This is a genomic window from Peribacillus alkalitolerans, assembly GCF_010882125.1.
Classification (GTDB): Bacteria; Bacillota; Bacilli; order Bacillales; family DSM-1321; genus Bacillus_BN; species Bacillus_BN alkalitolerans.
This window is the reverse complement of the sequence record NZ_JAAGVZ010000001.1, coordinates 135,251-149,443: the sequence shown is the minus strand read 5'-3', so window position 1 is coordinate 149,443 and position 14,193 is coordinate 135,251. Positions and strand designations below refer to the sequence as shown.

Sequence of the window (14,193 nt, the reverse complement as noted above, 5' to 3'; positions counted from 1 at the left end):
TCTAGAGGAGGGATTTTATTTGGATGAAAATATGAAACTCCATATGGATAGGCTTCTTGAATATATGAAAAAAGAAGCTTACAAACCTATGTCAGTACAAGAGCTAGAAGAGGCATTGCACATCGAAGATTCTGCTGACTTTAAAGACTTTGTGAAGGCACTTGTGAAAATGGAAGAAAAGGGACTTGTCATTCGAACAAGAAGCAATCGCTACGGTCTTCCAGAAAAGTTAAATTTAATTAGAGGAAAATTGTCTGCCCATGCAAAGGGGTTTGCTTTTGTGTTATCGGAAGAACCAGGAATGGATGATATTTTCATTCCACCTGGAGATATGAAGAATGCGATGCATGGTGATATTGTTCTTGTTCGTGTTTCTTCGGAAAGCTCAGGCTCAAGACGTGAGGGAACCATTGAAAAAATTATTGAGCGCGGACTGACTGAACTAGTGGGAACTTATGTTGAAAGTAAGAATTTCGGCTTTGTCGTCCCGGATGATAAAAAGGTCGTAAATGATATTTTTATTCCTAAAGCTGCCTCCATGGGTGCTGTTGAAGGACATAAGGTTGTAGTAAAACTAACGGCTTATCCGGATGGAAGAGTAAGTGCAGAAGGAGAAGTTGTCCAAATTCTTGGTCATAAGAATGATCCTGGTGTAGACATTCTTTCCGTTATCCACCAGCATGGTTTACCGCTTGAATTTCCTGATGAAGTCATTGAACAAGCGCAGAATGTACCAGATTCCATTAATGAGGATGATATTGGGGACAGACGAGATCTTCGTGACGAAGTAATCGTGACGATTGATGGAGCAGACGCCAAGGACCTTGATGATGCTGTTACGGTGACCAAGCTTGATAACGGTCATTATAAACTAGGCGTACATATAGCAGATGTCACCCATTATGTGAAGGAAGGCTCACCAATCGATCAAGAAGCGTATGAACGCGGCACAAGTGTCTATTTGGTTGACCGAGTCATCCCGATGATTCCCCATCGCTTATCAAATGGAATTTGCTCTTTGAATCCAAAGGTAAATCGTTTTACCCTGTCATGCGATATGGAAATTGATGAAACGGGAACAGTCGTTAAACATGAAATTTTCCAAAGTGTCATTAAAACGACTGAACGAATGACTTATTCAGACGTCAATAAAATATTGGTTGATCAAGATGAAGAACTTCGAAGCAGATATGAGCCACTAGTTCCAATGTTTGAAGAAATGGAGAAGCTCGCAGCAATCCTTCGTTCAAAGAGAATGGAGCGCGGTGCCATCGATTTTGATTTTAAAGAATCGAAGGTTTTAGTAAACGAAGATGGAGAGCCAACGGATGTCGTATTGCGAGAACGTTCCGTAGCAGAGAAATTAATTGAGGAATTCATGCTAGTTGCCAATGAAACGGTTGCAGAGCATTTCCATTGGATGGATGTTCCTTTCATTTATCGTATCCATGAAGACCCAAAGGAAGAAAAACTGCAAAGATTCTTTGAATTCATCACAAACTTTGGCTATGTGGTCAAAGGGAAAGCAAACGATGTCCATCCAAGGGCATTACAGGAAATCGTAGAGGCTGTAGAAGGAAAACCAGAGGAGACGGTCATTTCCACGGTATTGTTACGTTCCATGCAACAAGCTAAATATTATCCAGAAAGCCTAGGGCATTTTGGACTTTCAACTGAGTTTTACACTCATTTCACTTCTCCAATCCGTCGTTATCCTGACTTAATCGTTCATCGATTGATTCGGACTTACTTGATCGAAGGAAAAGTGGATGAACAGACAAGAGCAAAATGGAATGCATTATTGCCTGATATTGCGGATCATACATCCAAAAGAGAAAGACGTGCTGTCGATGCTGAGCGTGAGACGGACGATTTGAAAAAGGCAGAGTATATGCTGGACAAAATTGGTCAAGAGTACGATGGTGTCATTAGCTCTGTTACAAACTTTGGGATGTTCGTCGAATTGGAAAACACGATTGAAGGTTTAATCCATGTAAGTGCCATGAATGATGATTATTATCGATTTGATGAGCGCCATTTGGCAATGATAGGCGAACGGACTGCAAAGGTATTCCGCATTGGTGATGAAATAACGGTCAGAGTCACGAACGTCAATAAAGACGAGCGTGCCATTGATTTTGAAGTAGCTGGGATGAAGAACAATCGCCGACGCGAAACGAATGAAACCCGTGTTTTTAAAACAAGATCGGGTGACAGGCAAGGTCGTGGCGGTCCAAAGAGCAACGATAGAGACGGTAAAGGTCAAGGTCAAGGACAAGGACAAGGACAAGGACGAGGTCAAGGTCAAGGTCGTCGAAAAGAGGACTCTAATGGAGGGAGCTCATCCGATCGTAAACCAAGAAAGAAGAAAAAGTTCTTTGAAAATGCACCAGCCGCTAAACGTAAGAAAAAGCCGAAGAGAAGATAATGTAAAAAAGAGAGCCTGAGTATTACACATTCAGGCTCTCATGCTATCATAGAGAGACAATCAGTTTAGGGGAGTTGGTCATATGCCGAAAGGAGAAGGCAAACAAGTCGCACAAAACAAAAAAGCCTATCATGACTTTTTTATTGAAGAAACATACGAAGCTGGTATCGTTCTGCAAGGTACAGAAATCAAGTCCATAAGAAAAGGAAAAGCTAATTTAAAGGACTCGTATGCTAGAATCCATAATGGAGAATTATATCTTTACAATATGCACGTCAGCCCGTACGAGCAAGGCAATCGCTATAATCATGATCCTCTACGTACAAGGAAGCTATTATTGCATCGCAGGGAAATCAATAAATTGATTGGTGAAACGAAAGAGGAAGGATATACACTTGTTCCTTTAAAGATGTACCTGAAAAATGGATTTGCCAAGGTTTTAATAGGTCTAGGAAAAGGTAAAAAACAATATGACAAACGTGAGGATTTAAAGAAAAAAGAAGCCAAACGTGAAATCGAACGTGCCTTCCGTGATCGTCAGAAAATCTAAGTCATTGCCATTCCTTACATTCACTTACAGGAAGTTACAATTGCATCTTATGTTAGATGTGATATAATGATTCTTGTAGATGACAACTGAATATGCACAGCACTTTGCTTGCTATTCATCATCCTATCGCTCCATTCTTATCATGGGGACGTTACGGATTCGACAGGGATAGTTCGAGCTTAGGTTGCGAGTCGAGGGGATCGGCCTCGTTAAAACGTCAAAGCCTATAACTGGCAAACAAAACAACAACTTCGCTTTCGCTGCTTAATAACAGTTGATTGCGGTTCCTCCCTCCATTGCCCATGTGGTAGGGTAAGGGACTCACTCTAAGTGGGCTACGCCGGATTCCACCGTCTGAGGATGAAGGAAGAGAACAACCAGACTAGCTGCTCCGAAGCCTGTCGATAGGCATAAGAGTTAGCGAAATGCTAATATGTCGACTACACTCGTAGAAGCTTAAGTGGCGATGTTTCTGGACGTGGGTTCGACTCCCACCGTCTCCACCATACATAAATTTGGTGGTAAAATACTTAAATATGACTTAAAACATTAAGATGTCAAAGGTAGATCTTTATTGATCTACCTTTTTTGTCATTTTATCCTCAGCTCATTGAAGATTAAGGTTATATGACTGAAAATGGGAAAAGTCTTTCTTCAAAAGATGATAATAGTACTGATCTTGCTGCCTTAGAAGAGTGGTACGAATGGTTAACTTAAGGAACTTCTTCAAGATATACTAATAGGCAAAAAAGGTCCCCATTATGGGGACCTTTTTATCTTCTTATCGGTGCCCAGCCAACCCAATGACATAAAACCTATTTAAATACTAGAAAGAGATCTTGTTCAGATACGTTATATCTTGCTTATTTATTAGTAAAAATTTCAAAATAATTCCTTCGTGAAATTGTCACACCTCAACTTTTGAACTCATGTTAACATTATGTTTATACTGGAAACTCTTGAGGGTATCTTTATTTTAAATTGTGATTTGGTGCACAAATGTATTAGTTTGTGAAAAAATACACATATATTTTATTTCTTGTATAAATGAGCATGTACTTATATTGAAAAATCAAGTAAAGACAGGGGGAACCTCAATGAAAATGAAATGGGCTTTATTAGTAGTAACTCTTGCAATTTCTGCTGTATTAACAGGTTGTGAACGATTACTTGTCTTAGATCCAAAAGGACCACAAGCAGAAAGACAAGCAAGTGACATCATGTTATCGATTGGAATCATGTCTGTCATTGTTGTTGTTGTTTTTGCTCTTCTAGTGCTCATGTTAGTAAAATATCGTGCTTCAAAACAAAGCCATGATTATGAACCTCCACATATAGAAGGGAATCTTTGGGTAGAAGTCATTTGTGTGGGAATTCCAGTATTAATTGTTGCTTATCTTTCATTTGTATCTGTTCAAAGTAATTATATTGTTGAGGCTAGACCGAAAGGTTACGAGGATAAAGAACCATTAGTTGTATATGCATCATCTTCTAATTGGAAGTGGCACTTTAGTTATCCAGAAGAAAATATTGAAACGGTTAACTACTTGTATATTCCTACTGATCGTGCACTTGAATTTAGACTTTATTCAAAAGGACCAATCACAAGCTTTTGGATTCCGCAGCTCGGAGGACAAAAATACGCAATGAGTGATATGGTTACGACATTACATTTAGCTGCAGATGTTCCAGGCGAATATATGGGACGGAATGCAAATTTTAGCGGTAAAGGGTTCGCAGAAAATACCTTCAATGTTACAGCCATGCCTGATGATGAATTTAATGAGTGGATAAAAGAAGTAAAGGATACTGCAAAGCCGCTTACGAAAAAGAAGTATGAAGAATTATTAGAACCTGGACATCTGGGGCAGATGACTTTTACTAGTACACATTTAGGCTTCTCGCCACCACCTGAAGGTCATGAAAATCATAAGTCATCTGAAAATGATGTCGATTCAGAAGAGAAGAAATCAGATCAAAGTGACAAAGAATCTACCGATGGGAACTCTGACCATAGCCACCATCATTAAGAATTAACTGATAAAGGCTCAAACCATTATATCTGCTTAACAAGGAATAAACTGTTAGAAGGGAGTCAAAAAGTATGGATTTCTTTAATCGATTTGCAATACCTCATCCAAGTGTTGCGATTTATGCATCGATGGTCGCCATAGGTCTTACTGTAATCGCAGTAATTGCAGGGTTAACCTATTTTAAAAAGTGGGGCTACTTATGGCGCGAATGGTTAACAACGGTTGATCACAAACGCATTGGGATTATGTATTTAATATCTTCTTTGCTAATGCTTTTCCGCGGTGGGGTAGATGCCGTTATGATGCGCGCCCAACTTGCTGCTCCAGATAACAAATTACTAGATGCTCAGCATTACAATGAAATATTCACAACGCATGGTGTCGTTATGATTTTATTTATGGCCATGCCATTTATAATGTTCTTTATGAACTTAGTGATTCCATTGCAAATTGGAGCTCGTGATGTCGCATTTCCTAGATTGAATGCATTAAGTTTTTGGTTATTTTTTATGGGTGCGATGTTATTTAATATTTCTTTCGTCATTGGTGGTTCACCAGATGCCGGTTGGACTTCCTATTTCCCGCTTGCCGGTAACGAATTTAGCGAATCGGTAGGAAACAACTATTATATGATTGCCATTCAGATTGCCGGTATTGGGACATTAATGACAGGGATTAACTTTATTACAACCATTCTTAAAATGAGAGCACCTGGTATGACATTAATGAAAATGCCGATGTTCACCTGGTCTTCTTTTATCGCTAATGTGATCATTGTTTTTGCATTTCCTGTTTTAGCGGTATTACTCGCAATGGGAACTTTGGACCGACAATTTGGAACAAACTTCTTTACATTAGATAATGGCGGCATGGATATGCTTTGGGCGAACGTTTTCTGGGTTTGGGGACATCCTGAAGTATATATCTTAATCTTGCCAGCGTTTGGTCTTTATAGTGAGATTATCTCAACCTTTGCCCGTCGTAACCTCTATGGCTATAAATCTATGGTAGGTTCGATGGTCTTAATCTCTTTTCTTTCATTTATAGTTTGGGCCCACCATTTCTTTACAATGGGTCAAGGAGCTCTAACAAATAGCATTTTCTCCATTACAACGATGGCGATTGCTGTACCGACAGGGGTAAAGATTTTTAACTGGTTGCTCACACTTAGAAAAGGGAAAATAGTTTTTACTACACCGATGCTCTATTCAATGCTATTTATACCGCTTTTCACATTAGGTGGGGTAACCGGAGTAATGCTTGCAATGTCAGCTGCTGACTATCAATATCATAATACGATGTTCTTAGTCGCACATTTCCATAATGTTATTATTCCTGGTGTGGTATTTGCGATGCTCGCTGGTCTCACATACTATTGGCCAAAAATGTTTGGTTTTATGTTAAATGAAAGAATTGGAAAATGGACTGCTTGGCTTCTTTCTATTGGATTTATATTGGCATTCATGCCTATGTATATTACGGGTCTGGATGGTCAGGCGCGTCGAATGTATACGTATTCTGAGTCTACTGGATTTGGTCCATTGAATATGGTTTCGTTTATTGGAGCTATGATTATGGCAATCGGATTTGTATTAATTGTGTACAATATCTATTACAGCACACGTTACGCTTCAAGAGATATTGGAAATGATCCTTGGGATGCGAGAACACTAGAATGGGCTACGCATTCACCTGTACCAGAGTATAACTTTGCAATTGTTCCACAAGTTCAGTCAACTGAACCCTTCTGGGACGCAAAGAAAAAAGGTCATGTTTTATTTAAAGGTGAATATGAAAAAATTCACATGCCGAACAATAGTGGTATTCCGTTTATTATGAGTTGTATTTTCTTTGTATGGGGATTTTCATTTATTTTCAGTTTGTGGATTCCTGTAATCCTAACAACGATAGGGATTTTTATATGTATGGCACTTCGTTCATTTGAAAATGATCACGGCCGATATATCTCAGTTGAAGAAATCGAAGAAACTGAAACAAGATTGCGAGGTGCTTAAAAAGTGAAAATAGATCACTCGCTACCACTTGAATATAGTACGGAAGAAAATCGCTTAAAGATTTTAGGGTTCTGGATTTTCCTTGGTGCAGAAATTATGCTATTTGCAACACTTTTTGCTTCTTATTTCACTTTAGCGGATCGTACAGGAAGTGGACCAACTGGAGCGGAGATTTTCCAAATTACTCCGGTGTTAATAGAGACCATCTTGCTATTAACAAGTAGCTTTACAGTGGGGCTTGGAATTCATGCCATGCGAATTGGCAAAGTAAAAGCCATGATAGGCTTCTATACAGTTACACTGCTTCTCGGTTTAGGATTTTTAGGCGTTGAAATTTTTGAATTTGTAACGTATGTTCATGAAGGGGCAGGCATACAAACTAGTGCCTTCACATCCATTTTATTAACAACACTAGGAACACATGGAGCGCACGTTACACTCGGTTTATTTTGGGGATTATTTATCATCCTGCAAGTGAAAAAACGTGGGTTGACTCCTCAAACAACTAATAAAGCATTCATTTTCTCCCTTTACTGGCATTTCTTAGATGTAGTCTGGATCTTCATCTTCAGCTTCATTTATTTGAAAGGAATGATGTAAAAATGAGAGAATTATTCCCTCTTAAACAAGTTATGGGCTTCGTATTTTCATTGATGTTAACCGCAGTAGCACTTGTGGTGTACTTCTTTGACATGTCGTTTTCAACAGGCATGACTATATTGCTGCTAACAGCATTCCTTCAAGCAGGGCTTCAACTAGTTGTGTTTATGCATGCTGGTGAAACAGAGGATAAAGGGGCTATCTATACAAATATTTACTATGGATTAGCTATAGCGCTAGTAACCATTTTCGGTACATTGCTAGCTCTAGTTTGGGATATGTAATCAAAAAAATAAAGGGGTGCCTACAGTGGCGCTCCTTTATTTTTTGATTGGAATACCTTTTTCCGTTTTGTTTAACATTTCTTCAGTAGCTACAAAAAATACGCCTATCAAAAAGATAAAAACAGCACCTACAACGGTTCCGATGCCAATCGGAGCTAAATATTCGTAATCGCTTACCCAAAAACTGAGTGAAAAAATCATCACTCCAATGGAGAGTACCAATAGACCAACAGTTTTCACTGCATTTAATAATTTAGATTCCATATTCACGATCCCTCCTTCTATAAAATATATTATTCAATTTGTTCACATAATTGTCAAAACTTTTTTCACAGAACTGTCAAAACTTTTCGTTGATTTTTTGTGTTTTGTGAAGTTTCCTTAATTGTTGTATTTGAAATAGGGTTAACAGTTTAACTAACGAGATCGAATCCAATGGTAGGAATGTACTACGCTGACTACCGTATCATATGACCATATAGAAAAAGGTCAAAGAGATCTGGCTAACCTATATTACGAACGGAGGCGTTTCTTCATGTAGAAGAAGTGCCCTTTTTGAAGTGTAGATTAGTCAAAAATCGTAATTATTATCAAAGATAATAATGTTAGAAATTAACTGTGAATGTGGGAAAAACCGCTCATGTGTTACAAAATCGAGTTATGGCATATTAAGATAAATGGAGAATATTAGGGCCAGGTGAAAAAAATGAATGCTGCTTTATTTCAAGAAATTCTAAAATATATGGAAATGAAAAAGTGGAATAAGACAGAGGTTTCAAAAAGATCCGGTATTCATATTAGTGAGATTAGTCGCATTCTTAATCATAAGCAACCCCTTTCTTTGCAAAATTTAGATGCGATTACAAATGCTTTCGGGCTATCAGAAGGTACTCTTTATTCATACTATGTGGAAGACTGTTTAATCGAAGGAAAACGAATTGACAAGCGCAGATGTATACAGTTCTTGTATAAGTGTGCAGCTGATGGCCATGAGAATCATTATAGTGACTTAATTAATTTAATGTTGGAAGAAAATTCAAAAACAATTAGAAAGAAAAACTTATCGTATATCTTTTCTGTTGCAGAAGAGCTTTTTCAAGTAGGAAAAGGAGAGCGAGCACTTCCCCTTTATGAAGTGGTTATTGAAAATGAATCAGATCGCTTTTCAGAGGAAGTGGCTATAAGCTATTTCAGGAGATTTTTTATTGTAAGAATGACAGACAAAGGGCAGCATGCGCTTTCTCATGTATTAGATCATTTAGCATACATGCCAATTGAGACTAGGAAAGAAGCATATATGTGGATCATGGCAGATTACTACCGGAGAGAAGAATGGAAGCAAGTGCTGAATTACGCTGAAAAATTGAAACAATTGGCAACAGAAGGGGATTATTATGGACGGGCTTTAATGTATAAGAGTTTTGCTTTGGCAAGATTAGGAGCTTCTCTTGAGGAAGTATTAGATCTAATTGAGCAATACGCACAAGTAAATGAATTTTTTGCAGATATATCTGTTGGAAATCGCTATGTTGCCCTATTGGATTTAGGACAAGTAGAATATGCGGATGAATATCTCTCCTGGCTGGAAAATAGGGACGATATGTATGTTGGGTTGCCGAGAATATTGGAGACATACATTCAATTAAATCGATTAGATGATGTAAATAGATTGATTAAAAGGTTCAAACATGTCATTGAAGATATGGCGAAAAGTAAGGAACCATGGCTAAAAGGAAAAATGTATTTGGATTATTGCTATGCATATGCTTTGTTTCAATGTAAATGCAATCAATTTGAAGAAGGATTGAATGAACTATTAGAAGTGGCGGATTCATCGAATAGAATTGGAAATGTAGCAAGGTTAAAAAAATGTTTATTAGCCTTTTGGAAATATAGATTCCATGCAACGCTTCAACATGAAGTGAAATATACTCAATTATTAAGTACAGGAAACAATCATTAACTATTGATAAAGTGAAGGGTGAGAGCTAAAAAGAGCTCTCATTTTTTTTTTTTTTTTGATTTGATAGAATTTTTCAAAAATAATATTCCGTCAAATCTAAATATAATGAGGGAGCAATAGTGATAAAGAAAAGAAGGGAAGGGAAGAGAAGAATGAATCATAGAATTACAAAAGGTTTAACAACATTAACATTAAGTACAGGGCTTTTATTTAGTTCATTCGCACAAACTCCCATCAATCAGGTTGTTTCTGCAAAAACCATTTCGCAAATTGAGCAAGTCCTGTCAAATTTGACTCCTGAACAGCGACAAGCGTTAAATCAATTGCAAACAAGTGACAGTGGAGGACTTCAATTATCGCCAAATACAAATCTTGAAAGCGAAGAGAGCATTTCTGTCATTGTAGAATTTAAGGACAAGCCTGCAAAAACAGCGGTAGCAGAAGCTGCAGTTAATGGGAAGCAGCTGTTGCTAAACGATGCGAAACAAAAAGCAGATGCAGCGCATGAAACATTCAAATCAGATTTGCAGGAAATATATAAAGAGGATTTAAAGAAGAAAAAAAATATCTATAACGTAAAAAGATTATACAAAAATGCATTTAATGGTGTTGCGATTGAACTACCTGCCAACAAAGTAAAAGCATTGCTTCAATCCAATTCAGTAAAAGCCATATGGAGCAATGAAGAAGTACATGTTGAACCTCCTGTTCAGAAAGGTGCTTCCTCTAACGAGAATAAAGAGACAGGAATGCTGACATATCCTGGAGTAGATAAATTACATGCAGAAGGGCTTACTGGAGAAGGGATAAAGGTAGGGGTAATAGATACTGGCATTGACTATAACCATCCAGATTTAAAGGATGCGTATAAAGGCGGATACGATTTTGTCGATAACGATAATGACCCAATGGAAACAACATATGATGATTGGGAAAAATCGGGATATGCAGAAATCAATCCTTTGACCGGTGCCTATTATTACACTCAACATGGAACTCATGTTGCTGGCATTATTGCGGGCCAAGGTGAAAATAATACGGATTATGCTGTGACGGGAGTAGCGCCGGAAGCGGATATTTATGCGTATCGTGTATTAGGAGAATATGGAACCGGTACAACAGAAGCCATTTTAGCTGCGATCGATAAATCTGTGGAGGATGGGATGGATGTAATCAATCTTTCTTTGGGAAGAGCCTACAATGATCCTCTTTATGTTACAAGCATGGCATTAAATAATGCGGTGCTGGCAGGAGTAACAGCGGTTGTTTCTGCTGGAAACAGCGGTGACAGGTTGTATACACTAGGATCCCCGGGTGCGGCTGCATTAGCGATTACAGTAGGGGCGAGCGATACATCAGAAACAATTGCAACGGCAAAAGGTTCATTAGATGATGTATCCGCAGATTTAAAACTGCTGGCAAAGGGCTTGGAAGATAGAGTAGAAGAGTTAAAGGGCCAGAGTCTTTCAATTGTTTACGTTGGAATAGGGTCTGCTAATAACTATAACAATAAAGATGTTAACGAAAAGGTTGTCTTAGTCGATAGAGGGATTCTCTCATTGGATGCTAAGATCAAAGAAGCGAAAAAACACGGTGCAAAAGCAGTATTGATGATGAATAACATTCCCGGAGAAGGATATATCCCATCGTATTTAGGAGAGGGCTACGGCTTTGTTCCAACATTTTCTCTATCCTATGAACACGGTACTGCATTGAAACAAAAAGTGACAGACAAAGCGACAATATCATTTGATGATATTGGACAAGTGATGACAGAAGGGAACAAGCTTGCTTCCTTTAGTTCACGTGGACCGGCTCGTACGACTTACGATATTAAGCCGGAGGTAACAGCACCGGGAGTATCCGTCTTCTCTACTGTACCTTCGTATATGCACGGGGCAGATCAAATCGGAAACTATCAATATGCATATGAAAGACTATCAGGAACATCTATGGCAAGTCCTAATGTGGCTGGAGTAGCGGCATTATTATTACAATCGAACCCGGATTTTACTCCGGAACAAGTGAAGCAAGTATTGATGAACACCGCAGATCCGTTAAACGGAGAATACAGCGTTTATGAAGTAGGAGCAGGTGTAGTGGATCCGTATGAAGCGGTTCATTCCCAAGCGCGGATTGAAGTTGTAGATGAAACGCAAGGTAAGGTAGATAAAAAAGGTGATTACGTTTCGGTTAAAGATAAAACAGGGGCGATCAGCTTCGGTACATTTGCACCGAATGGAACCAATGTGTCTGATCAACGTTCTCTTATCGTCTATAACAATAGTAAACAAGCAAAAACATTTGACGTGAAAGTCGAGTTTCAAGTGTTGGAAGGACGATTCCAAAACGATTATAGAACTTCAAAAGATGCAGATGCTAACGGTGTTCAAATTTTAACAGATAAGACAGTAAACGTTAGTGGAAATGCGCAAAAGAAAACGGCGGTTTCGATCTCTGTTCCAAAAACAGCAGCGCTAGGAACGTATGAAGGCTATATTACGTATACGAACCAAGCAAATCCGGAAGAAACATACCAAGTGCCTTTTGCTATCCGCACAACTGAAGAGGGAATTGAATCAGTAGATATGGTCAATAAGGCAATTACAACAACTGGTGATTACCGATATACTACGATGGCGGCGGCTTCTGATGCGATCATGAGATTAAAGTCCCATATGCGTACGATTGATGTGTTTCTGATAGATGGAAAAACAAACAAAGAAATCGGATTCGTCGGAACTCTTGATGGAATTCTAATGAATGAAAAGGTAGATCTTTCTTTCAAACAAGTTTTTAAGGGACTGTACTATCCGTTTACAGGAAATTCAGAAAATCCTATCGCTTACAACCAACAACTGGCAAAAGAAGGATCATACAGATTGAAATTTGTAGGCACGAATGATGGAGGAAAAACATTCTCTAAAGAAACGCCTATTTATATTGAAAGCATCGCTCCAAAAATCGATCTGAATCTAAAATCAGATGTGTATGAATATAAGCCGGAAGAAAAAACAGTGAGAGTGACTGGTTCTATATTTGATAAAGAAATTGATGATATGAAAGCGGCAGGATTTAATTTTACCCAAGGAAATAACAAAATGTTTTATCAAGACCAGCTTGGCGGCCGTGAAGTACAAATTCCTGTAAATGAAGATGGCACATTCTCCGTCGATATTCCGATGAATCAAACGAGACCGATGCAGCTTTGGTTTTATGGCACAGATGCTGCGACCAATAAAACATGGAAAGAAAGCAGAATGATCTACTTCATCCGTGAGGGAGAGTTGTATGCCAATATGAAGGCAGAAAAAACAGCGGCAAAAATGGGAGAGACAGCCCAAACTACATTGACCCTAAATAATGTAAACAATGTAAAAGAAGCCGTGTATTCACTCTCATATAATGCTACACTTGCGGAACAACCGATTGTGACGCCACACAGCAGCGTCAGCAAGTCAGTGGATGTGAAAGTAGAGGACGTAGCAGACGGTGGAACTTATAGAAAACTGACGATTACAGCAACAACGAAGGAAGGAGTGCCAGGCTTGTCCGGTGACCTCTCTCTAGTGGATGTAGCATTTAAGATGAAGGACGACAACTATACGATAGCTCCTCTGTTTTATGCTAGATATATGAAAGCTTCTTACACAGATACGAATAATGTAAAGAAGGAAGCGTTAAGTGCAAATCCAATGATCTTTTTGGAACCGACATATTCGTTGGCTCGTGGGGCATATGATGCAGAGGCATTTATGATGCCAGATGGAACACCAAGACCGAATGATTACATGAAGGTGGGTGTCACAGTAAAGGCAACGGGCGTTGACGGAAAGGTGTATAATGGAAGTCCTAGACTTGGTTCGGACATAGGTTATGAAATTCCATTACCGTTAACAGATGAAGAATTCCAATTCGAGCTTAATGTGCCGGGCCACTTTACAGTGCACAATACATTTACGATTGGATTCATTGATGGCGGAAAAGTAACTAACCAAAACAAATATCTGCCGAATAAACCAGCGATAGGCGGAGATGTTAATAAAGATGATGTCATTGATGTAATGGATGCAGTTTACATCCAAGAAACGTGGGGAACAAGTGACCGCGATGGGGATATTAATTATGACGGCACTGTAGATGCACAGGATATGGCATTTGTACAAAGGAACTATTTAATGCAAAATCCGACAGTAGAAAACGCTCCAAAATCGAAAGAGAATTACAAAGGCAAAACATTGGAGAAGATTCTGCAAGAGCTTGGTCTCTAATTAATTTTATAAAATAATCTTTGCTAGATCAGAGTGTTTAAGGGATTCG

9 protein-coding genes and 1 other RNA gene are annotated in these 14,193 nt (G+C 38.6%); 9 read left to right on the top strand and 1 reads right to left on the bottom strand.

What is annotated here, in order from left to right:
* Positions 1-31 precede the first annotated feature (31 nt).
* The 7 genes from rnr (at position 32) to qoxD (ending at position 7,910) form a co-directional block, all read left to right on the top strand.
* Positions 32-2,428 carry a ribonuclease R gene (gene rnr, locus G3O09_RS00740; RefSeq protein WP_420850318.1) on the top strand — a complete coding sequence of 799 codons (2,397 nt, stop codon included), beginning with the start codon at positions 32-34 and terminating at the stop codon, positions 2,426-2,428.
* Positions 2,429-2,510: 82 nt separating this feature from the next.
* Positions 2,511-2,978 (top strand): SsrA-binding protein SmpB, encoded by a 468-nt coding sequence (smpB, locus tag G3O09_RS00735; protein WP_163099067.1) that lies wholly within the window; start codon positions 2,511-2,513, stop codon positions 2,976-2,978.
* Positions 2,979-3,122: 144 nt separating this feature from the next.
* Positions 3,123-3,484, top strand: a transfer-messenger RNA (tmRNA) gene (gene ssrA / locus G3O09_RS00730).
* A gap of 591 nt (positions 3,485-4,075) precedes the next feature.
* On the top strand, positions 4,076-5,008 hold the full coding sequence (gene qoxA, locus G3O09_RS00725; protein ID WP_163099065.1) for a cytochrome aa3 quinol oxidase subunit II: 933 nt from the start codon (positions 4,076-4,078) through the stop codon (positions 5,006-5,008).
* A 74-nt stretch (positions 5,009-5,082) separates the two neighbouring features.
* On the top strand, positions 5,083-7,026 hold the full coding sequence (qoxB, locus tag G3O09_RS00720; protein WP_163099063.1) for a cytochrome aa3 quinol oxidase subunit I: 1,944 nt from the start codon (positions 5,083-5,085) through the stop codon (positions 7,024-7,026).
* 3 nt (positions 7,027-7,029) lie between these two features.
* Positions 7,030-7,626, top strand: a complete 597-nt coding sequence (gene qoxC, locus G3O09_RS00715; protein ID WP_163099061.1) for a cytochrome aa3 quinol oxidase subunit III — start codon at positions 7,030-7,032, stop codon at positions 7,624-7,626.
* A gap of 2 nt (positions 7,627-7,628) precedes the next feature.
* A complete protein-coding gene (gene qoxD / locus G3O09_RS00710; RefSeq protein WP_163099059.1) occupies positions 7,629-7,910 on the top strand; it encodes a cytochrome aa3 quinol oxidase subunit IV in 282 nt (93 codons plus the stop codon).
* A 36-nt stretch (positions 7,911-7,946) separates the two neighbouring features.
* Here the strand turns inward: qoxD and G3O09_RS00705 are convergent, their stop codons facing one another.
* Positions 7,947-8,174 carry a hypothetical protein gene (locus G3O09_RS00705; protein ID WP_163099057.1) on the bottom strand — a complete coding sequence of 76 codons (228 nt, stop codon included), beginning with the start codon at positions 8,172-8,174 and terminating at the stop codon, positions 7,947-7,949.
* Between the two features lie 442 nt (positions 8,175-8,616).
* Here G3O09_RS00705 and G3O09_RS00700 point away from each other — a divergent pair, with 442 nt between their 5' ends.
* Together G3O09_RS00700 and G3O09_RS22675 are read left to right on the top strand one after the other, a co-directional pair.
* On the top strand, positions 8,617-9,873 hold the full coding sequence (locus G3O09_RS00700) for a helix-turn-helix domain-containing protein (RefSeq protein ID WP_163099055.1): 1,257 nt from the start codon (positions 8,617-8,619) through the stop codon (positions 9,871-9,873).
* Between the two features lie 152 nt (positions 9,874-10,025).
* Complete coding sequence (locus G3O09_RS22675) at positions 10,026-14,144, top strand: S8 family serine peptidase (protein ID WP_163099053.1); 4,119 nt, start codon at positions 10,026-10,028, stop codon at positions 14,142-14,144.
* The last annotated feature ends 49 nt before the right edge of the window (positions 14,145-14,193 follow it).